Source organism: Pseudarthrobacter sp. TE9888 (assembly GCF_056279345.1).
Genome location: NZ_JBWBRD010000002.1, coordinates 2,213,739 through 2,235,361, shown reverse-complemented (window position 1 = coordinate 2,235,361; position 21,623 = coordinate 2,213,739). Strand labels below are relative to the sequence as shown.

11 protein-coding genes, 1 tRNA gene and 3 rRNA genes are annotated in these 21,623 nt (G+C 63.3%); 6 read left to right on the top strand and 9 right to left on the bottom strand.

The genetic code is table 11. The features are described from left to right. Nucleotides 1-79: 79 nt before the first annotated feature. The 3 genes from ACZ9J7_RS11060 to ACZ9J7_RS11050 all read right to left on the bottom strand — a co-directional run bounded on the left by ACZ9J7_RS11060 (nt 80) and on the right by ACZ9J7_RS11050 (nt 1,687). The gene (locus ACZ9J7_RS11060; protein ID WP_476209347.1) at nt 80-505 is read right to left on the bottom strand and encodes a ChaB family protein; all 426 of its coding nucleotides are present in this window, start codon (nt 503-505) and stop codon (nt 80-82) included. Nucleotides 506-573: 68 nt separating this feature from the next. Then, a tRNA-Thr gene (locus ACZ9J7_RS11055) sits at nt 574-650 on the bottom strand. Nucleotides 651-799: 149 nt separating this feature from the next. Continuing rightward, nucleotides 800-1,687: a DsbA family protein gene (locus tag ACZ9J7_RS11050; RefSeq protein ID WP_476209345.1), complete on the bottom strand. Its 888-nt coding sequence runs from the start codon at nt 1,685-1,687 to the stop codon at nt 800-802. Between the two features lie 179 nt (nt 1,688-1,866). On the opposite strand from ACZ9J7_RS11050, the gene ACZ9J7_RS11045 reads away from it, so the two are divergent. From ACZ9J7_RS11045 to ACZ9J7_RS11030, 4 genes are all read left to right on the top strand, one after another. Beyond that, a complete protein-coding gene (locus ACZ9J7_RS11045; protein ID WP_141158075.1) occupies nt 1,867-3,369 on the top strand; it encodes an alpha,alpha-trehalose-phosphate synthase (UDP-forming) in 1,503 nt (500 codons plus the stop codon). Beyond that, nucleotides 3,359-4,192 carry a trehalose-phosphatase gene (gene otsB / locus ACZ9J7_RS11040; RefSeq protein ID WP_476209343.1) on the top strand — a complete coding sequence of 278 codons (834 nt, stop codon included), beginning with the start codon at nt 3,359-3,361 and terminating at the stop codon, nt 4,190-4,192. Before ACZ9J7_RS11045 ends, otsB begins: the two co-directional genes overlap by 11 nt. Nucleotides 4,193-4,409: 217 nt before the next feature. Next, nucleotides 4,410-5,492, top strand: coding sequence for an ABC transporter ATP-binding protein (locus ACZ9J7_RS11035; protein ID WP_159632896.1), 1,083 nt, complete (start codon nt 4,410-4,412; stop codon nt 5,490-5,492). A gap of 148 nt (nt 5,493-5,640) precedes the next feature. Next, entirely contained in the window at nt 5,641-7,059 is a 1,419-nt protein-coding gene (locus ACZ9J7_RS11030) for a DUF4032 domain-containing protein (protein ID WP_141158077.1), read from the top strand. A gap of 3 nt (nt 7,060-7,062) precedes the next feature. Here the strand turns inward: ACZ9J7_RS11030 and ACZ9J7_RS11025 are convergent, their stop codons facing one another. Next, complete coding sequence (locus ACZ9J7_RS11025; RefSeq protein WP_476209341.1) at nt 7,063-8,433, bottom strand: FAD-binding oxidoreductase; 1,371 nt, start codon at nt 8,431-8,433, stop codon at nt 7,063-7,065. Between the two features lie 189 nt (nt 8,434-8,622). Between ACZ9J7_RS11025 and ACZ9J7_RS11020 the strand changes: the two genes are divergently transcribed. Both ACZ9J7_RS11020 and ACZ9J7_RS11015 read left to right on the top strand, forming a co-directional pair. Then, nucleotides 8,623-10,356 (top strand): glycoside hydrolase family 13 protein, encoded by a 1,734-nt coding sequence (locus ACZ9J7_RS11020; protein WP_476209339.1) that lies wholly within the window; start codon nt 8,623-8,625, stop codon nt 10,354-10,356. A gap of 2 nt (nt 10,357-10,358) precedes the next feature. Beyond that, entirely contained in the window at nt 10,359-11,414 is a 1,056-nt protein-coding gene (locus ACZ9J7_RS11015; protein WP_476209337.1) for a LacI family DNA-binding transcriptional regulator, read from the top strand. On the opposite strand, the gene ACZ9J7_RS11010 is transcribed toward ACZ9J7_RS11015, so the two are convergent. From ACZ9J7_RS11010 to ACZ9J7_RS10990, 5 genes are all read right to left on the bottom strand, one after another. Further along, the gene (locus ACZ9J7_RS11010) at nt 11,411-11,938 is read right to left on the bottom strand and encodes an SRPBCC family protein (RefSeq protein WP_476209335.1); all 528 of its coding nucleotides are present in this window, start codon (nt 11,936-11,938) and stop codon (nt 11,411-11,413) included. The genes ACZ9J7_RS11015 and ACZ9J7_RS11010 overlap by 4 nt on opposite strands. A gap of 105 nt (nt 11,939-12,043) precedes the next feature. Then, nucleotides 12,044-12,160 (bottom strand): 5S ribosomal RNA (gene rrf, locus ACZ9J7_RS11005). Between the two features lie 169 nt (nt 12,161-12,329). Further along, nucleotides 12,330-15,458 (bottom strand): 23S ribosomal RNA (locus ACZ9J7_RS11000). Between the two features lie 480 nt (nt 15,459-15,938). After that, nucleotides 15,939-17,462, bottom strand: a 16S ribosomal RNA gene (locus ACZ9J7_RS10995). The 16S, 23S and 5S rRNA genes sit together here, the layout of an rRNA operon. 461 nt (nt 17,463-17,923) lie before the next feature. Then, nucleotides 17,924-21,622: a 1,4-alpha-glucan branching enzyme gene (locus ACZ9J7_RS10990; protein WP_476209334.1), complete on the bottom strand. Its 3,699-nt coding sequence runs from the start codon at nt 21,620-21,622 to the stop codon at nt 17,924-17,926. Nucleotide 21,623: the final 1 nt, after the last annotated feature.

Sequence of the window (21,623 nt, the reverse complement as noted above, 5' to 3'; positions counted from 1 at the left end):
CTCCTGGCATCGTTGCCGGCCGGACCGGACGTGTCATCTGATTCGACACCTTGGGACGGCGGGACGGCAAGAGCCCAGGCTATTTGCTGCGGGCTTTGCGGGTGGCTGCGTCGTTGGCCTTCTGGAGGGCGTGGACCAGTTGGTCCTTGTCCATCTTCGAGCGGCCCTTGACGTCCATTTCCCTGGCCAGCTTGTAGAGGTGTTCCTTGGACGCATTGGCGTCGACGCCGCCGGCAGTGGGCTCGGAGGACCGGATACCCTGCTCCGCGTGCTTGTCAGACGGGCCGCGCTTCTCCTTGGGCTCCCAATGGTCGCCCACCTTCTCGTAGCTGTGCTTCAGTGAGGCGTAGGCTGCGCGGGCGGCACGCTCTTCGTCGTTGTCGTAGGACTCAAGCGCAGAGTCATAGGTCTTCGCGAACGTGTCCTGGGCTTTTTGCCCGGAGCGCCGCAGCGTCGACGGCAGTTCGTCCTTGCGGGCATGGTCATTCTTGCCGGTCTTGGGCATGGCACCCATCCTCCTTTAGTCAGCAGGCTGATTATTCGGATGGATCCAGCTTAGACCCGGAGGTGGCGTGGAGCCCCCTGTCGGATTCGAACCGACGACCCCCGCTTTACAAGAGCGGTGCTCTGGCCAACTGAGCTAAGGAGGCGTGCCCCGGAAGGGCGTGCGCCCGCAGGCGCTAGATAAGGTTAGCCCAACTCCCGCCGGGGGTAAAAACGCCCGCGGAACCGGCGGCGGACGCGCAAGGGCCCGCCCCGGAGCAGATCCGGAGCGGGCCCTTGCCCGGGCTGTTTCGCGTTAGCCCTTGGCCGTGATGGCTGCCTGCAGGAAGTCCGGGAACGGCGTCTGGGCGCTGTCGCCCTTGCCCCACTGCTTTCCGTCCACGAACACGGTGGGCGTACCGGTCACGCCGATCGCCGCCGCTTCCTTGGTGGTGAACTTCACGAACGGGCGGTACGTCTTGTCATCCACGCAGGAGTCGATGTTCACGCCCAGGTCGGAGGCCATCTTCTTCAGGTCGTTGTCCGACAGGCCTGCGCTGCCCTCCGCAGGCTGCTTGGCAAACAGCGCGTTGAAGAAGTCGGAGTACTTCTCCGGGGACTCGTTGGCCACGCAGGCCGCAGCGTTGGCGGCCCGGGACGAGTAGTTGGTGGTGGACCGGCTGTCCAGGAACCCGAGTGCGCGGTATTCAACGGTGATCTTGCCGTCATTGCGCAGCGAGGTCAGCTGGTCGTTGTACTGGGCCTCGAAGTTCTTGCAGACCGGGCAGATGAAGTCGATGTAGAGGACAACCTTCACCGGCTTGCCGGCCTCAGCTTCGGCGCCCGGGGCCACTACCTCCGCCGGTGGGGTCTTGGGGGCATCCCCCAGGGAGGCCGCGTCGACGGTAGCCGGTTCCGTCTTGGCCACGTCGGTGTTGGCCAGCAGGGTCACGCCGCCGTGGGCGTTGGCGTTGGCGGGGACCGGCCCCTGGTCGGCTACCGGCGCGTTCTGCTTGAGGCTGTTGGTGACCACCAGGGCCACCACCACCAGGATGGCCACAACCGCCGCCACGATGCCCCAGCCAATGAGGAGCTTGTTGCGCTTGTCCTTCTTTACCTGCGCTTCGCGGATCAGGCGCGCCTTTTCCCGCGCCTCCGCGGTTCGCTCAGCCTTGGACTTACGTACTTCGTTTGCGGGGCTCATGAGTTCCTTGGGTCGGTCGACGTAGGGGGACCACTTGGTGGCACCCCTAACATTTTAGGGGAGAAAGCTGAGAGCTTGCGGTTTCAACCATTCTTCCGGGTTGACCAACGGACGAATAGCCCCGATGATTCCGTCCGGCTAGGGTGGCTTAGAGGCACAAGCAACCCCAGGGGGCCGCAATGCAAACACCCGTCCAGGAAAAACCAGCCGGAACAGCTACGGCCGGCAGTTCCGGTTCCGGCCACGCCGGCCATACCAAATACGACTTCATGGTGGTCTCCAACAGGCTGCCCGTGGACCGGGTGGCCCCGGGGGATGACAGCGACGACGGCTCAGGCTGGCGCCGGTCTCCCGGAGGCCTGGTGACCGCCCTCGCCCCGATGATGACCAAGACGGACGGCGCCTGGGTCGGCTGGCACGGAGCCCCCGACGAAACGGTCGAGCCCTTCAGCCACGGCGGCATGGACCTTGTTCCAGTACAGCTCAGCACCGATGACGTGGAGCTGTACTACGAAGGGTTCTCCAACGCCAGCCTTTGGCCGCTGTACCACGACGTCATCGCCCCGCCGGAGTTCCACCGCACCTGGTGGGACGCCTACCGCCGGGTTAACCGCAGGTTCGCCGACGCCGTCGTGCGCCATGCGGACCAGGGCGCCACCGTGTGGGTGCAGGACTACCAGCTCCAGCTGGTGCCGCGGTTGCTCCGTGAAGCACGGCCGGACCTGCGGATCGGCTTCTTCAACCACATCCCGTTCCCGCCGCCGGAGATCTTCGCCCAGCTTCCCTGGCGCCAGGCCATCATCGACGGGTTGCTGGGCGCGGACCTGGTGGGCTTCCAGCGGCCCAGCGACGCGGGAAACTTCATGCGCTCCGCCCGCCGCTTCCTCGGCGCCAGCGTCAAGCAGCAGCAGGTGCACGTCAAGGACCACAACGGCCAGTTGACCCACATCGCCCGGGCCCAGGCCTTCCCCATCTCCATCGACGTCAAGCAGATCACCGAGCTCGCCGCCCGGCCGGACATCATCGAACGCGCCCGCCAGATCCGCCAGGACCTTGGCAACCCCAAGACCATCCTGCTCGGAGTGGACAGGCTGGATTACACCAAGGGCATCCGCCACCGGTTGAAGGCCTTCGAGGAGCTCCTGGCGGACGGCCGGCTCACGGTGGGCGATGCAACCCTCATCCAGGTCGCCTCCCCCAGCCGGGAGCGGGTGGAGCAGTACCGGCTCCTGCGCGAGGAAGTGGAAGGCACCGTTGGACACATCAACGGCACCTACGACACCCTCGAAAACACCGCCGTCCGCTATCTGCACCACAGCTACCCCGTGGAGGAGATGGTGGCGTTGTACCTGGCCGCGGACGTCATGCTGGTCACCGCCCTGCGGGACGGAATGAACCTCGTGGCCAAGGAATATGTCACCGCGCGAAACAACAACGACGGCGCCCTGGTCCTGAGCGAGTTCGCCGGGGCGGCCGACCAGCTGAAGCAGGCACTGCTGATCAACCCGCACGACATCGCCGGCCTCAAGAACACCATCATGGCCGCCGTGGAGCTCACCCCGAGGGAAGCCTCACGCCGCATGCGGGCCATGCGCAAACAAATCCTGGACCACGACGTGGACCACTGGTCAGCAGACTTCCTGCGCGCCCTGAACGAGAAAGTGGTCCGCGATGACTCCTGAGCGTCCCGGCAAGGCGCCTTTGGCGCTCACCCCCGAACTCCGCGAAGCCCTGCGACGGATCGCCGCCACGGAGCACCTGCTCGTGGCCATGGATTTCGACGGCACCATGGCACCCATCGTGGATCGGGCGCAGGACGCACGACCGCTTCCCCGGTCAGCCGCCGCGTTCGCGGGCCTCGCCGTGCTTCCACGGACGACGACGGCCCTCATCTCCGGGCGCGCCCTTGCCAGCCTGCGGAAGGTCGCCTCCCCGCCGGTGGACACCCTGCTGATCGGCAGCCACGGCGCCGAAGCGTGGCTGGGGCCGGGCTCCACCGAGCTGGCCCTGGAGGAAGACCAGAAGGCGCTCCTGGAAGAGATCCGGGCCGAACTGGCCGGCATCGTCGCCGAGGCACCCGGCACCTCCCTGGAGGACAAGCCGGCTGGCGTCGTCCTGCATACCCGGCAGGCGGAGGACGATGTCGCCGAGGACGCCGTGGCGGCAGCACGGTCGGTGCTCCAGGACCGCAAAGGTGTCTTCCTGAAGGAAGGCAAACGCGTCCTGGAGACTTCTGTGGTCCATGCCTCCAAGGGCGAGGGAGTCACCTTCCTGCGGCAGGCCAGCGGCGCCACCGCAGTGCTGTTCGCCGGTGACGACGTCACGGACGAGGACGCCTTTGGCCGGCTTGAGCCAGGAGACGTGGGGGTCAAGGTAGGCCTTGATTTCACGCAGGCCCAGTACCGGGTTGAGGCACCCGTCCACATTGCGGAACTGCTGGAGGCACTCCTCCAGGAGCGGAGCATTGCTGTGGCCGAAGAGGATTCGCAGGCCGCGTCCGGTTAAGGGGTGGCAGGCGGCGGATGTGACGTTTGTAACATTTTCGCCAGGAAGCGCAACGTCTGGCATACTTTGTGTGTGATGTGGCGCACAACCAGCGTGCGGCGTCATTTTGTGCTCCGGGCTTAGGCTCGGAGCACTGTGCAGGAACAAAACTGAATAAACATGAACCATTCACAACGGATCGTCCGGCACGTACCTGCCGGTGAAGGGATTGATAACTGTGGCTACAGTTACTTTTGACAACGCTACGCGCCTGTACCCGGGCACAGATAAGCCCGCCGTCGATAAGCTCAACATCGACATCGCCGATGGCGAATTCCTGGTCCTCGTGGGACCCTCCGGTTGCGGTAAGTCCACCTCCCTGCGCATGCTGGCGGGCCTCGAGGACGTCAACGCCGGCCGGATCCTGATCGGTGACCGCGACGTCACCGACGTTCCGCCGAAGGACCGCGACATCGCGATGGTTTTCCAGAACTACGCGCTGTACCCGCACATGACTGTGGCCGACAACATGGGCTTCGCCCTGAAGATCGCCGGCGTCTCCAAGGAAGAGCGCGCCGAGCGTGTCCGTGAAGCCGCCAAACTGCTTGACCTTGAGCAGTACCTGGACCGCAAGCCGAAGGCACTCTCCGGCGGCCAGCGCCAGCGTGTTGCCATGGGCCGCGCAATCGTCCGTAACCCGCAGGTCTTCCTCATGGATGAGCCGCTGTCCAACCTGGACGCCAAGCTCCGCGTGCAGACCCGTACGCAGATCGCGTCACTGACCCGCCGCCTCGGCGTCACCACCGTCTACGTGACGCACGACCAGGTTGAGGCCATGACCATGGGCGACCGCGTCGCCGTGCTGAAGGACGGCCTGCTGCAGCAGGTTGACACCCCGCGCAACCTCTACGACCGCCCGAAGAACGTCTTCGTGGCCGGCTTCATCGGCTCCCCCGCCATGAACCTGCTCGAGCTTCCCGTGGTCGACGGCGGTGTCCAGTTCGGCGGCACCGTCTACCCCGTGCCGCGCGACGTCCTCGAAGAGGCACACGGCTCCACGGTCACGCTGGGAAGCCGTCCGGAAGACCTGGAAACCGCGCCGCAGGGCGAAGGCCTGAAGGTGGAGGTGGACGTGGTCGAAGAACTCGGCGCCGACGCCTACGTCTACGGCCACACCAACCTTGACGGCAAGGACCACGACATCGTGGCCCGCGTCGACGGCCGCCGTCCTCCGATGAAGGGCGAGGTCATCTACGTCCGTCCGCAGTCGGGCCACGTGCACCTGTTCGACACCAAGACCGGCCTGCGCCTCGGCGACTAACGCCATTGCAGGTTGGGCCGGCCGAAACGCCGGACCCAACCACCCGCATGACCGACGGCGGCCCTCCTCACTGGCGGGCCGCCGTCGGCCTTTAACAACGCCTGCGCGAAATTTAGCCGCCCTGCCCCAAGTACGGAAGAATTGACCCATGACCGAGGAATACAGCGCCCAGTGGCACGACGAACCCACCGACTACGCGCAGATCGGTAAACTGCCGCGGTTCGTGGCGGCCAGTGCCGATGACAACAAAGCGGCCTCGGTAGCGTCGTCCCTGAACATCACCGCCGCGGCAGCGGATCCGGAACTGCTGGACCTGCCCTGGCATATCGCCCTCGAGGAGTGGCCAGCGCAGTACCTGGCGGCCCTCCCCCGCGGCATCTCGCGTCACATTGTGCGCTTTGCCCACCTGGGCGGCTCTGTCATCGCCATCAAGGAAACCTCCGAGCACGTGGCCCGCCACGAGTACCACATGCTCCGCAAGCTGGCCCGTTTCGATGTGCCCTGTGTGGAACCGGTCGCGGTGATCACCGGGCGGACCACCCCCGACGGGCGCCCGCTCAACCCCGTCCTCGTGACCCGGCACCTGAAGTTCTCCATGCCGTACCGCGCGCTGTTCTCCCAGATGCTGCGCAAGGACACCCTGACGCGCCTCATCGATGCCCAGGCGCTGCTGCTGGTGAGGCTGCACTTGATCGGCTTCTACTGGGGTGACGTGTCGCTGTCCAATACCCTCTTCCGCCGCGACGCCGGAGCCTTTGCCGCCTACCTGGTGGACGCCGAAACGGGCGAGCTGTACCCGGACCTGTCCACCGGCCAGCGCGAATACGACCTGGAAATCGCCAGGGTCAACATCGCCGGCGAACTGATGGACCTGCTGGACGGCGGCCTCATCGAGGAGAAGGTGGACCCCGTCGCCACCAGCGAGCTGATCATGGACAGCTACCGGCGGCTGTGGGCTGAACTGACGGAGAAGGAATCCTTTGAGCTGGGCGAACGCTGGCGGGTGGGCGCCCGCATCCGGCGCCTGAACGAACTCGGCTTCGACGTGGAGGAATATGCCATCAAGACCACCCAGAACGGCTCCACCATCCAGCTGCAGCCCAAGGTGGTGGACGCGGGGCACCACCAGCGGCGGCTGCTCCGGCTGACCGGCCTGGATGCGCAGGAGAACCAGGCCCGCCGCCTCCTCAATGACATGGACTCGTTCCGGGCGGACAACAACCCTGAGATGGACGAGGAATACAGCGCGCACCTTTGGGTCAGCCAGATCTTCGAGCCGATCGTGCGTTCCATCCCCCGGGACCTGTCCGGCAAGCTCGAGCACGCCGAGGTGGTCCACGAGGTCCTGGAGCACCGGTGGTACATGTCCGAGAAGCAGGAACGCCACATCCCGCTGGCAGAGGCCGTGCAGTCCTACATCGACTCGATCCTGCGGCACCGGCGCGACGAGGCAGCGATCATGCTCAACCCGGACACCGAATTGCTGAAGATCCTTGAGGTGGAGAACGAGGAGTCGCGCTATGGTGCCGATGAATCCGATGACGAATACCCGGATTCGGACGACTGACTCCTAGATGGCCTTTCCGGGGTTGAGGACTCCGGCAGGATCGAACAGGTCCTTGATCCTGCGCTGGAGTTCCCGGACCGGCTCCGGTTGCTCCTGGCCCAGCCAGCGCAGCTTGTACTGGCCTACGCCGTGCTCTCCCGTGATGGTTCCGCCCATGGCCAGGGCCACGGTGATGGACTCGTCCAGGGCCACCTGGAGCCGCTCCATGGCGCCGGCTTCCACGTCCTGGCCCTGCCTGTCGATCCAGAACGTGGGGTGCAGGTTGCCGTCCCCGGCGTGTGCCACCACCTTAAGGTGCACCTGCTGGGCGGCGGCCATGGCCTCGAGCTCCGCAACGTAGTCCACCAGGCGGGAGCGGGGAACAGCGACGTCCTCGCCCACCCGGTACTCGTCGTCCACCTCCGTGCCGCGACTGTGCCGCCGCAGCTCCACCAGCCGCTCCGCTTCGGCGCTGGCCTCCGTGGTGACCGTGGCCCCGCCGTCGCGCAGGACCTGCCGCACCACCTCCGCTTCGGCGGCAGCCCCAAACCCGTCGGTCTGGACCAGCAGCAGCGATTTCCCGCGGGCAGCGAGGTCGGACCCGTGGATGTCGTCGAGCTGGGCCAGCGTACCGCCGTCGAGCAGCTCCATGATGGCGGGCTGGACGCGGGCCCTTCCCACCGCCAAGACGCCGGCAGCGGCAAGCCTGAAGTCCGGGTAGAAGGCCGCGACGGTGTGCACTTCCCGGGGCAGGTACTTCAGCCGCACCGTGATTCCGACGACGATCCCCAGTGTGCCTTCGGATCCCACGAAGAGTCCGGTGAGGTCGTAGCCGGCCACGCCTTTGAAGGTCTGGTGGCCGGTGTGGATGAGAGAGCCGTCCGCCAGGACGACGTCCAGCGCCAGGACAGAGTCCCTGGTGACCCCGTACTTGGCACACCGCAGGCCGCCGGCATTGGTGGCCACATTGCCGCCGATTGTGGAGCTCCGGAAACTGGCAGGGTCCGGCGCGTACATGAGGCCGTGCTCCACGGCGGCCTCGTTGAGCACGGCGTTCACGACGCCGGGCTCCACCACAGCTGTTTCGTCGTCCGGGTTCAGGGCGAGGATCCGGTCCATCCGCTCCAGGGAGAGGACAATGCAGTTGGCGGTGGCGTGGGCACCGCCGGAGACGCCCGTGCCGGCTCCCCGGGGCACGATCGCCACGCCACTGTCCGCGCAGGCCTTCACTACCGCCTGCACGTCGGCCACCGATTCGGGGAACACCACGGCCAGCGGAAGCTGGAAGTCGATCACTGGCGCCTGGTCCACCGCGTACCGGCGGAGCGGGACCTCGCCCGTGACCACCTGGCCAGGTGCCAGGATGGCTTCCAGCTCGTCAACGATGCTTCCCACAAAGCCTCCATCCGTCGTCGGACATACCTTCCCAGTCTAGGTGCGCAGCAGGCGGAACCCGGGAGTTCTCTTCTCTGTAATCGCTTCCAGTTCCACCCCTGCCGCTGGGCCGCATCCCGGAATTAAGGTTCGGAAACATTTATGGAAGCGTTTTCATTAAATTGGCGCTTCGCCGTTATGCTGGCTTGCATGTCTGTCGAAACTGTGACCCAGGACACTTCCACCTCAGCGGGTCCCCTGACGCTCATCCACCCTGCTGACACCATCCCTGGCTGGTGGCGCTCCGCGGTGATCTACCAGGTGTATCCCCGGTCATTCCGTGACCTTAACGGCGACGGCATTGGCGATCTCGCGGGGATCACCGAAGAACTGCCGCAGCTGGCAGACCTGGGCGTCGACGCCGTGTGGCTGTCTCCCTTTTTCAAGTCCCCGCAGCGGGATGCCGGCTACGACGTCAGCGACTACTGCGACGTGGATCCCATCTTCGGCACGCTCGGCGACTTCGACGTCATGATGGCCGAATCCCACCGCCTGGGCCTGCGGGTGATCGTGGACCTGGTCCCCAACCACTGCTCCGCCCAGCATCCCGCGTTCCAGGCGGCCCTTGCAGCGCCTGCCGGAAGCCCGGAGCGGAACATGTTCATCTTCCGTGACGGGACCGGTTCCGACGGGCAGGAACCGCCGAACAACTGGCAGTCCCACTTCGGCGGACCTGCATGGACGCAGGTGGAAGGGCAGAGTGGCCAGCCTGGTCAGTGGTACCTGCACCTCTTCGACTCCTCGCAGCCGGATTTCAACTGGGACAACCCGGCCGTCCACGCAGAGTTCGAGCGGGTGCTCCGGTTCTGGCTGGACCGCGGCGTTTCCGGCTTCCGGGTGGACGTGGCCCACGCTCTGGTCAAGGCTCCGGGACTGCCGGGCTGGGGCGGACGCGCGGACGGCGGCAGCAGCGACGGCTATCCAGGCCACGAGGCGCCCATGTTCGGCCAACCCGGCGTCCATGACATCTACCGGAAGTGGCGGTTGCTCCTGGACGAATACGGACCCGACCGCATTCTCTGTGCCGAGGCCAGCGTGGACCTCCACCGGCTTGCCCAGTGGGTCCGGCCGGATGAAATGCACCAGGCCTTCAATTTCCCCTATCTCCACGCAGGCCTGGACGTTTACCGGCTCCGCTCGGTCATCTCCGACTCATTGACCGTCCTTGACGGCGTGGGCGCCCCCAGCACCTGGGTACTTTCGAACCATGACGTGGTCCGCCACGCGAGCCGGTTTGGCTACAACGGGCTGGGTCCGCGGGACGGGGACGGCATAGGCCCGGCAGACCACCAGCCGGACCATGACCTTGGCCGCCGCCGCGCGGCCGCTGCCTCGATGTTCATGCTGGGGCTGCCCGGTGCAGCCTATCTTTACCAGGGCGAGGAACTGGGGCTGCCTGACGGAATCGAGATTCCGGACCATCTCCGCCAAGACCCCACGTTCGCCCGCACCGGCGGGCAGCGGCTTGGCCGCGACGGCTGCCGGGTTCCCCTGCCGTGGCGCGGCGAGGACCCGCACCTGGGATTCGGCTCGGGAAGCGATCCCTGGCTGCCCATCCCTGCCTCCTTCAAAGCACTGGCGAGGGACCTGCAGGCGGAATCGCCGGCGTCGCACCTCTCCCTGTACCGCGACGCACTGGCCTGCCGGCGTGGACTGGACCTGGGCCGCGGGTCGTTGTCATGGGCAGAGGACCGGTGCACCGGTTCCTCCCTGGGCTACGTGAACGGCACTACGCTGGTGCTTATGAACCTGAACCACGAGCCGCTGGAAATGCCGGCAGGCAACGTCCTCATTCGCAGCCTGCCCGCGGGCGCGGGCCACGCCCTTGCCTCCGGTGAGACCGCGTGGATTCAGCTTGGACCGGACGCCGCAGCAGCTTTCTGACGATGGCAGGCATCAAAGAAGTTGCCAGCCGGGCAGGCCTGTCCGTTGCCACGGTCTCGCGGGCATTGAGCGGCAAGTCCAACGTCTCTTCCAGGAGCCGCCGGCTGGCCCAGGAAGCCGCCCGGGAGCTCGGATTCGTCCCCTCCTACCATGCGTCGAGCCTCGCGTCCGGGCGGAACCACAACATCGGCCTGGTGGTGCCCAACGTCCAGCGCTGGTACTTCTCATCGGTACTGGAAGGGGTCTCCGAAACCCTGCTCGATGCCGGCTACGACCTGACGCTGTACAACGTGGGCGAGCAGCCGGAGAGGCGCAACAGCATCCTGACGGACTTCCTGCTGCGGAAGCGCCTGGACGCGGTAATCGCCGTGGCACTGGTGCTCAGCGAGGAGGAAATCGGCCAACTGCTGGCCGTGCACCGTCCGATTGTGGGCATCGGTGGTGCCCTGCGCGGAGCATCCACCATCCGGATTGATGACAAGGGCCTGGCCATGATGGCCACCCGCCACCTGATTGGCCTGGGGCATACCCGGGTTGCGCACATCACCGGGGACGCCGGGCTGACCAGGGACTTCAGGCTGCCCCAGCTTCGGCAGGAGGGCTTCACCGCGGCCCTGGCAGGAGCGGGACTGGAATTCCGGCAGGAGTGGCATGCAACTGCCGACTTCACCATCCAGGGCGCCTACGCAGCAGGCCGCCGGCTCCTGGGGACGTCCGCCGAGCGTCCTACTGCCGTTTTTGCAGCGTCCGACGAAATGGCGGTGGGCATCATGCTCGCCGCGCGCGACTTTGGGCTTCGGGTCCCGGAAGATCTCTCCGTAGTGGGCATTGACGGGCACGAGCTGGCCGAAACGTTCGGCCTGACCACCGTCAGCCAGGATCCCCGCGGACAGGGAAGGCTTGCGGCAGCCACGGCCTTGGCGCTGCTGGAAGGGGCCGGCGGGGATTCCGACGGCGGCCCGGCAGCTACGGCAGCCCAGGACCAGGAATACCCCACGGAATTCGTGATCCGCCACAGCACCGCGGTACCGCCGGACCTTGCGGGACGGCAGGCCTAGGGCTGGTCTTCGGGCGCAGCGCCATCTTCTGATGCGGCGGCACCCATGAACCGTGCGAACCTCTCCAGGATCAGCGGCCAGGCGTCCACGTATTCCCCACGGACGGCAGCAGGGTCCTCGGCGCCTTCCCACCCTTCATGGAATACCCGGACCTCCGTTCCCGAGTCGACGGCCCGGAACACCACCAGCAGCTCGGTGGACCACAGCGCCGTGGTCCCGGGGTGCCAGGTGGCGTGGAAGGACAGCGGCGGCTGCCAGTCGTCCAGCGTTCCCCAGATGCTGGTACGGCCATCGTCAGCCGTCTCCAGGATGAGGTTCTCCTCGAATTCAACATAGGAACCTGCCCCGTAGACACCGTGCTTTTCCAGAGGCCACCACAAGTGCGCGTGGTCGGTGAAGCCGGCGAATGCGCGGGCCACAGGACCCGGGACCAGGACGGTGTTCACTACTGGCTCCAAGGGATCCGAAGCCTGCCGGCTCTCGTCTTGGGAGGGGTCCTGGGCGTGGCTGAAGATACTGCTCATGAGGGTCAATCCTACCCGCGGGTGCTTGGCGGTCCTTCGGTGTGGGGGAGGCTTTAAATGTCGAGGGGCCCTGACGTTCCTTGTCAGGGCCCTTCTGTAATGATGTTCCGGCGGTGACCTACTCTCCCACACCCTCCCGGGTGCAGTACCATCGGCGCTGTGGGTCTTAGCTTCCGGGTTCGGAATGGGACCGGGCGTTTCCCCCACGCTATGACCGCCGTAACCCTTGTACCCGAACCCCGCAGGGTTGGGAAATCTTGTGGTTACAACGTCCCTGCCTGTGGGCAGGGGGTGGTGTTGTATTTAGTTGTTGGTTCCTGCCGTGCCCCGTGTGTTGACGGGGTTGTTGGTTGGGAACCACATAGTGGACGCAAGCAGAATGTTTTTCTGTGTGGTGTAAGTTGTTGGCCTATTAGTACCGGTCAGCTTCACGAGTCGTTAGTCCTCGCTTCCACATCCGGCCTATCAACCCAGTGGTCTGGCTGGGGGCCTCTCACACATAAATGTGTATGGAAATCTCATCTTGAAGCGAGCTTCCCGCTTAGATGCTTTCAGCGGTTATCCCATCCGAACGTAGCTAATCAGCGGTGCACTTGGCAGTACAACTGACACACCAGAGGTTCGTCCGTCCCGGTCCTCTCGTACTAAGGACAGCCCTTCTCAAATTTCCTGCGCGCGCAGCGGATAGGGACCGAACTGTCTCACGACGTTCTAAACCCAGCTCGCGTACCGCTTTAATGGGCGAACAGCCCAACCCTTGGGACCTACTCCAGCCCCAGGATGCGACGAGCCGACATCGAGGTGCCAAACCATGCCGTCGATATGGACTCTTGGGCAAGATCAGCCTGTTATCCCCGAGGTACCTTTTATCCGTTGAGCGACGGCCATTCCACAATGTACCGCCGGATCACTAGTCCCGACTTTCGTCCCTGCTCGAGATGTCTCTCTCACAGTCAAGCTCCCTTGTGCACTTACACTCGACACCTGATTGCCAACCAGGCTGAGGGAACCTTTGGGCGCCTCCGTTACTTTTTAGGAGGCAACCGCCCCAGTTAAACTACCCATCAGGCACTGTCCCTGACCCGGATTACGGGCCGAAGTTAGATGTCCAAAGTGACCAGAGTGGTATTTCAACGATGACTCCACCCGAACTGGCGTCCGGGCTTCAACGTCTCCCACCTATCCTACACAAGCCACTCCGAACACCAATACCAAACTATAGTAAAGGTCTCGGGGTCTTTCCGTCCTGCTGCGCGTAACGAGCATCTTTACTCGTACTGCAATTTCGCCGAGTTTATGGTTGAGACAGCGGGGAAGTCGTTACTCCATTCGTGCAGGTCGGAACTTACCCGACAAGGAATTTCGCTACCTTAGGATGGTTATAGTTACCACCGCCGTTTACTGGGGCTTAAATTCTCAGCTTCGCCGTGAGGCTAACCGGTCCTCTTAACCTTCCAGCACCGGGCAGGAGTCAGTCCGTATACATCGTCTTGCGACTTCGCACGGACCTGTGTTTTTAGTAAACAGTCGCTTCCCCCTGGTCTCTGCGGCCCCGATCCCCTCCCGGACGCGTAGTCCGTTCAAGGTTGGGGCCCCCCTTCTCCCGAAGTTACGGGGGCATTTTGCCGAGTTCCTTAACCATAATTCTCTCGATCGCCTTAGTATTCTCTACCTGATCACCTGTGTCGGTTTGGGGTACGGGCGGCTAAAACCTCGCGTCGATGCTTTTCTCGGCAGCATAGGATCACCAAATCCCCCCAAACGGGGGTCCCATCAGATCTCAGGCACCATGAGTGGCGGATTTGCCTACCACTCGCCCTACATCCTTAGACCGGGACAACCATCGCCCGGCTCGGCTACCTTCCTGCGTCACACCTGTTAATACGCTTGCCTCCCAGGATCAGGTCCCGCGCTCCACCAAAACCCTTCACCCACAAGGGGTGTCGGGCAGGTCTCGGGCGGTTAGTATCCCCTGTTCAACATGGACGGTTTTTCGCCGGTACGGGAATATCAACCCGTTGTCCATCGACTACGCCTGTCGGCCTCGCCTTAGGTCCCGACTTACCCAGGGCAGATTAGCTTGACCCTGGAACCCTTGATCATTCGGCGGACGGGTTTCTCACCCGTCTTTCGCTACTCATGCCTGCATTCTCACTCGTGTAGGCTCCACCACTGGTTTACACCGCAGCTTCACTGCCCACACGACGCTCCCCTACCCATCCACACTCCTGAACCACGAAGGCTAGGAACATATGTGAATGCCACAACTTCGGCGGTGTACTTGAGCCCCGCTACATTGTCGGCGCGGAATCACTTGACCAGTGAGCTATTACGCACTCTTTTAAGGGTGGCTGCTTCTAAGCCAACCTCCTGGTTGTCTGGGCAACTCCACATCCTTTCCCACTTAGCACACGCTTAGGGGCCTTAGTTGGTGGTCTGGGCTGTTTCCCTCTCGACTATGAAGCTTATCCCCCACAGTCTCACTGCTGCGCTCTCACTTACCGGCATTCGGAGTTTGGCTGACGTCAGTAACCTTGTAGGGCCCATTAGCCATCCAGTAGCTCTACCTCCAGCAAGAAACACGCAACGCTGCACCTAAATGCATTTCGGGGAGAACCAGCTATCACGAAGTTTGATTGGCCTTTCACCCCTACCCACAGCTCATCCCCTCCATTTTCAACTGAAGTGGGTTCGGTCCTCCACGACGTCTTACCGTCGCTTCAACCTGGCCATGGGTAGATCACTTCGCTTCGGGTCTAGATCACGCCACTCACACGCCCTATTCAGACTCGCTTTCGCTACGGCTGCCCCACACGGGTTAACCTCGCGACGTAACACTAACTCGCAGGCTCATTCTTCAAAAGGCACGCCGTCACCAGAATCAGACTGGCTCCGACGGATTGTAAGCACACGGTTTCAGGTACTGTTTCACTCCCCTCCCGGGGTACTTTTCACCTTTCCCTCACGGTACTGGTCCGCTATCGGTCATTAGGGAGTATTTAGGCTTATCAGGTGGTCCTGACAGATTCGCACGGGATTTCTCGGGCCCCGTACTACTTGGGATACTCTCACAGGCGGTACAAACACATTACGGTTACGGGACTAACACCCTCTCTGGCCGGCCTTTCAAAACCGTTCACCTATGCGCGCACATCACACCCCACCAGCCCGGCAGAACTGGTATGGAAAGTCCCACAACCCCGACCATGCAACGCCCGCCGGCTATCACACATGGAACGGTTTAGCCTGATCCGCGTTCGCTCGCCACTACTAACGGAATCACTATTGTTTTCTCTTCCTGCGGGTACTGAGATGTTTCACTTCCCCGCGTTCCCCCCACGCACCCTATGTGTTCAGGTACGGGTCACCAAGTCACTCGCGCGCTTGGCGGGGTTTCCCCATTCGGACACCCTGGGATCACAGTCCGGTTATCGACTCCCCCAGGCTTATCGCAGATTCCTACGTCCTTCTTCGGCTCCTAATGCCAAGGCATCCACCGTGTGCTCTTAAAAACTTGACCACAAAGATCAAAAACAAAAAACACTCGAGAGAACCACAGAAACTGCCCCGCACACCCAAAAGGCACACGAACCAGATCCAGGTTCATATTCTTGGAAATTGCTTCTTATACAAGATGCTCGCGTCCACTATGTAGTTCTCAAACAACAACCCCACACCACACACCCCACACACAAAACGCGCGCAGACCGTCATGACAGGGAAACCAGAAACAAACAAACCCGGGACCTAAACCCCGGCCCTGTTGCCTCAGGACCCAACAGTGTGCCAAACACTACCCGGAACACCAGACCACACAACGTTCCTGAACCCCCGAAGGAATCCGTACTGATCAATGATCCGTGCCACCAGGCACCTATTTGTTGATATTCCACCCATGAGCACCCGCCGCAGGACAATCGCCTGCGCAACGGGCTTGCTTCCTGACAACACCACCACACAAACCATGCGGCTTGGCGGGGTTGTTGTAGGTGCTCCTTAGAAAGGAGGTGATCCAGCCGCACCTTCCGGTACGGCTACCTTGTTACGACTTAGTCCCAATCGCCAGTCCCACCTTCGACAGCTCCCTCCCACAAGGGGTTAGGCCACCGGCTTCGGGTGTTACCAACTTTCGTGACTTGACGGGCGGTGTGTACAAGGCCCGGGAACGTATTCACCGCAGCGTTGCTGATCTGCGATTACTAGCGACTCCGACTTCATGGGGTCGAGTTGCAGACCCCAATCCGAACTGAGACCGGCTTTTTGGGATTAGCTCCACCTCACAGTATCGCAACCCTTTGTACCGGCCATTGTAGCATGCGTGAAGCCCAAGACATAAGGGGCATGATGATTTGACGTCGTCCCCACCTTCCTCCGAGTTGACCCCGGCAGTCTCCTATGAGTCCCCACCATCACGTGCTGGCAACATAGAACGAGGGTTGCGCTCGTTGCGGGACTTAACCCAACATCTCACGACACGAGCTGACGACAACCATGCACCACCTGTAAACCGACCACAAGTGGGGGACCTGTTTCCAGATCTTTCCGGTTCATGTCAAGCCTTGGTAAGGTTCTTCGCGTTGCATCGAATTAATCCGCATGCTCCGCCGCTTGTGCGGGCCCCCGTCAATTCCTTTGAGTTTTAGCCTTGCGGCCGTACTCCCCAGGCGGGGCACTTAATGCGTTAGCTACGGCGCGGAAAACGTGGAATGTCCCCCACACCTAGTGCCCAACGTTTACGGCATGGACTACCAGGGTATCTAATCCTGTTCGCTCCCCATGCTTTCGCTCCTCAGCGTCAGTTAATGCCCAGAGACCTGCCTTCGCCATCGGTGTTCCTCCTGATATCTGCGCATTTCACCGCTACACCAGGAATTCCAGTCTCCCCTACATCACTCTAGTCTGCCCGTACCCACCGCAGATCCGGAGTTGAGCCCCGGACTTTCACGGCAGACGCGACAAACCGCCTACGAGCTCTTTACGCCCAATAATTCCGGATAACGCTTGCGCCCTACGTATTACCGCGGCTGCTGGCACGTAGTTAGCCGGCGCTTCTTCTGCAGGTACCGTCACCTTGCGGCTTCTTCCCTACTGAAAGAGGTTTACAACCCGAAGGCCGTCATCCCTCACGCGGCGTCGCTGCATCAGGCTTGCGCCCATTGTGCAATATTCCCCACTGCTGCCTCCCGTAGGAGTCTGGGCCGTGTCTCAGTCCCAGTGTGGCCGGTCACCCTCTCAGGCCGGCTACCCGTCGTCGCCTTGGTAGGCCATTACCCCACCAACAAGCTGATAGGCCGCGAGTCCATCCAAAACCACAAAAGCTTTCCACCAACCACCATGCGATGGAAGGTCATATCCGGTATTAGACCCAGTTTCCCAGGCTTATCCCAGAGTCAAGGGCAGGTTACTCACGTGTTACTCACCCGTTCGCCACTAATCCACCCACAAGTGGGCATCATCGTTCGACTTGCATGTGTTAAGCACGCCGCCAGCGTTCATCCTGAGCCAGGATCAAACTCTCCGTTGAAGTAAAACAGACACAACCAAAACCACCGGAAATAACGGCGACAAAGGCTGCACAAAATTTGAAACCAGCTAAAAACACCAAACCACACCACAGGGGCGGCACGATTCGGCACAATCAACCAATTACATACATAATCGGTATCAACAAACTTGGCACACTATTGAGTTCTCAAACAACAGACACACCCGGCACCACCCAAACACTCACGTTCAGGATCGCTCCGGAGCAACTTTTCAAACTTACCCGCTGACGTTCCGCGTGTCAAACCGGCGTCCGCGACCATCCAAAGCGTATGCTTGGGGGATCGGTTTTCCGTCTGACTCCGTGGAGCAGCGCGGAAATAAACTGTACCACCACTCTTCCCGGTTCGCCAGTCGGCCCCACTTGGGGTCGCCACAGGCAGCCGAAAGGCCCGGAATCACACGGATTCCGGGCCTTTCGCAGTTCACCGGCCGGACGGGTCAGCCAGCCGTTGATGTTCCCGGCTTGAAGTACGCCGCACCTAGCGGGGGAAGCGTAACGGTCAGGGTGGCCGGCTGGCCATCCTGTCCGTCATCCGTTGCCTTGAGCTCCCCCTCGTTCAGCACGCCGGATCCGCCATAGGTGCTGTGGTCCGTGTTGAGCACCTCTGTCCAGGCCCCGGCCGTCGGAACCCCGAGGGTGTAGCCGACATGCGGTGCGCCGGAGAAGTTGATGGCACAGACCAGCGGGTTACCGTCGGCGTCCCACCTGATGAAGGACAGGACGTTGCGGTCCGAATCTCCCCCGTTGATCCACTGGAAGCCGGCCGGAACGTTGTCTTGGGTGTACAGGGCGGGGGTGGATGCGTAGAGCTCATTGAGGTCCTTGGTCAGCAGCTGCAGACCCCGGTGGGCCGGGATGTCTGCAAGCCACCAGTCAAGGCCGTGCTGCTCGGACCACTCCGCTTCCTGGCCGAACTCGGTGCCCATGAAGATGAGCTGCTTACCCGGATGCGCCCACTGGTAAGCAAAGAAGGCGCGGAGGTTCGCCAGCTGTTGCCAGCGGTCACCGGGCATCTTGCGGAGCATGGAGCCCTTGCCGTGGACAACCTCGTCATGGCTGATGGGCAGCAGGAAGTTCTCCGTGAACGCGTACACCAGGGAGAACGTCACCGTCCCGTGGTGCCACCTGCGGTTGTAGGGGTCCTCGGAGATGTACTTGAGTGAATCGTGCATCCAGCCCATATTCCACTTCAGGCCGAAGCCCAGGCCGCCGTGGCTGGTCGGGGCGGTGACCCCGGGGAAGGCCGTGGATTCCTCGGCGATCATGACGGCGCCCGGGTGGGTCTTGTAGACCGTGGCGTTGACTTCCTGCAGGAAGGAGATGGCCTCAAGGTTCTCCCTGCCGCCGAAGCGGTTGGGCCGCCACTGGCCCTCCTGGCGTGAGTAGTCGAGGTAGAGCATGGAAGCTACCGCGTCCACGCGCAGGCCGTCGATGTGGAACTCCTCCAGCCAGTAGAGCGCGTTGGCCACCAGGAAGTTGCGGACCTCGGTGCGGCCGAAGTCAAAGATCAAGGTGCCCCAGTCCGGGTGTTCGCCAAGCGCCGGGTCGGAGTGCTCGTAGAGGGCCTCGCCGTCGAACTTTGCCAGCGCCCAGGCGTCCTTCGGGAAGTGCGCGGGAACCCAGTCCAGCAGGACGCCGATCCCGGCCTGGTGGAGGGCGTCCACCAGGTAGCGGAACTCATCGGGGTGTCCGAACCGGGAGGTGGGCGCGAAGTAGGACGTGACCTGGTAACCCCAGGAACCGCCGAACGGGTGCTCTGCGACCGGCATGAACTCCACATGCGTGAAACCGAGCCACTTGACGTACTCCACCAGTTCCTGGGCGAGTTCGCGGTAGCCAAGGCCCAGGCGCCAGGACCCGAGGTGGACCTCGTAGACGCTCATGGCGGAGTTGTGGGGGTCACGCTTGGCCCGTGCCTCCATCCATTCGTCGTCCTTGAAGGCGTAGGACGGTTCCACCACCCTGGAGGCGGTCAGGGGCGGGACCTCGGTGCCGAAGGCGAGCGGATCGGCCTTTTCAACCCAGTAGCCGCCCCGCGTCAGGATTTCGTACTTGTAGCAGGCCCCCGCCGCGACGCCGGGGATGAACACTTCCCAGACGCCGGAGGAACCCAGGGAGCGCATCGAGTGCTCGCGTCCGTCCCAGGCGTTGAAGTCGCCCTTGACGCGGACGGCCTGCGCGTTGGGGGCCCATACGGCGAAGGAGACACCGTTGACATCCCCCAGCCCGGACTTGTAGTGCCGGACATGGGCGCCAAGCACCTGCCACAGTTTTTCGTGCCGGCCTTCGCCGATGAGGTGCAGGTCCACTTCGCCCACCGTGGGCAGGTAGCGGTAGGACTCATCGACGGTCACGGGGTCCTTGCCCGGGTAGGTGACCGAGAGCCGGTAGTCGGGAACATGCCCCTGTTCCAGTGGTTCCAGGACCGCAACCCATACACCGTGGGCCTCGTGTTCCATGGGAATTTCGCCGGCCCGCGTGACCACGGTGACTGCCTCGGCCAGGTGCTTCACGGTCCGGATGGTGACATGCCCAAAGTCGTCCAGGTGCGCGCCCAGGACGGAGTGGGGGGCGTGGTGTTCGCCGTTCGCGATCCTGCCCAGGGTGCCTTCATCCACGGGCAGGGGCACCCCCGGGCGGTCAGTTCGTGCTGAGCCTGTCATTTCGTTACCTTCCGATGCTGCGCCGGCGGAGTCGCCGGCACCGTTACTGCCCAGGATCCGCCTGGAGGCGTTTACTGGAATCGCCACCCAGTCGGGCCTGTTACGCATTTCATAAACAACTTCGTACAGTGCCTTGTCCAGCCACAATGCCACAAACAGCGGTGAGGTCCGGTCCACCGTTCCGGGAATGATGGCGGCGTACCCGGCGAGGAAGGCGTCGGCGCAGTCGTCAACCCAGCTGTCCGGCACCTGTGCACCTTCCTGCTCGCGTTGGGCTGCCCCCGCGGCGTAGTCGAACGACCGCAGCATCCCTACGACGTCGCGCAGCGGCACATCCGGAACGTTGCGCTCGGCGATGGGCCGGAGGGGTTCGCCTTCGAAGTCAAGGATTGCCCAGCGGGACCCGTCCCCCGACTGGCCGGTGACCTGCAGGATCTGGCCCAGGTGGAGGTCGCCGTGGATGCGCTGCAGTGGCCCGGTGGGGGTCTTGTCCAGGTTCGCCAGCAGGGCGTCCAGGGCATCGTCGTAAGGTCCGACGGCGGCACGCGCTTCGGCCCAGGCGGTCCGGACACGCTGTGCAACAGCTGGTCCTGCCCCCTTTCCGGCCCCCGGCCCGGTTGACTGCCCCAGGGCCTCTGCCAGGCGCTTGTGCACGGTGGCCGTTGCCGCGCCAAGGGCCTTGGCCTCCGCGGTGAAATCAGTGCCGGAGCGGGCAGCGTCGACGGCCAGCCGCCAGGCATCACGGCCCCCGGCGAGGAATTCGTGGGCCACCGCGAGCTCGCCCTGGACGTACCGGGTTCCCTGGCCGGTGCCGTTGGAGGCGTGGTTGCCGTTCGCCAGCCACTCCCCCCTGACCCAGCCAAGGGTGGCAGGGACTTCGGAGGTCCCGGCCTTGGTCAGGGCGGCGCCCACTTCGATTTCCGGGTTGGTCCCATCCGAAAGGACCCGGAAGAATTTCACCATCGCCGCCGACTCGCCGTCGTCCACAATGACGGAACTGTTGGACTGCTCGCCGGAGAGAACCTTCACGACGCCCTTCGCCGTGGGCAGGCGGTAGGAACCTTGCACGCGGAAACCGGTCGCGGTGCCGCTGTCCGCTTTCCCTTCCTGCCGGATGAGCTCCAGCCAGGCCCCCACGAAGTCGGGGTCGTGGACGGCGTCGTAGACCCACGGGCGGGTGGGATCCATTCCGGCTGCTTCACCTACCAGTGCCCGCTCCATGCCTCCGGCCGGTGCCGGCCGGAAGCTCAGGGGAACCTGCACCACGGAGGTGCGCTGGCCGCCGTCGGGCGCCTGGGTGGTGACGTTGAGGAGGAACACGGCCAGGGCCGCGTGCCCGCTGGCGTCCGCCAGGCCCAGGCTGCCCGCTTGGGAGATGGCGAAATCGGGGGTTTTGACGGGGAACCAACGCTGCTGCGGCAGCCATTCCTTGAGCAGCGCGGTGAGGGCGGGAGTGAGGATTGGCTGGTTCATC

Excerpts from the sequence above, each read along its gene's own strand:
- ACZ9J7_RS11030 (WP_141158077.1), top strand. The coding sequence starts at position 5,641 with ATGACCGAGGAATACAGCGCCCAGTGGCACGACGAACCCACCGACTAC.
- ACZ9J7_RS11010 (WP_476209335.1), bottom strand. The coding sequence starts at position 11,938 with ATGAGCAGTATCTTCAGCCACGCCCAGGACCCCTCCCAAGACGAGAGC.
- otsB (WP_476209343.1), top strand. The coding sequence starts at position 3,359 with ATGACTCCTGAGCGTCCCGGCAAGGCGCCTTTGGCGCTCACCCCCGAA.
- ACZ9J7_RS11060 (WP_476209347.1), bottom strand. The coding sequence starts at position 505 with ATGCCCAAGACCGGCAAGAATGACCATGCCCGCAAGGACGAACTGCCG.
- ACZ9J7_RS10990 (WP_476209334.1), bottom strand. The coding sequence starts at position 21,622 with ATGAACCAGCCAATCCTCACTCCCGCCCTCACCGCGCTGCTCAAGGAA.
- ACZ9J7_RS11015 (WP_476209337.1), top strand. The coding sequence starts at position 10,359 with ATGGCAGGCATCAAAGAAGTTGCCAGCCGGGCAGGCCTGTCCGTTGCC.
- ACZ9J7_RS11020 (WP_476209339.1), top strand. The coding sequence starts at position 8,623 with ATGTCTGTCGAAACTGTGACCCAGGACACTTCCACCTCAGCGGGTCCC.
- ACZ9J7_RS11050 (WP_476209345.1), bottom strand. The coding sequence starts at position 1,687 with ATGAGCCCCGCAAACGAAGTACGTAAGTCCAAGGCTGAGCGAACCGCG.
- ACZ9J7_RS11045 (WP_141158075.1), top strand. The coding sequence starts at position 1,867 with ATGCAAACACCCGTCCAGGAAAAACCAGCCGGAACAGCTACGGCCGGC.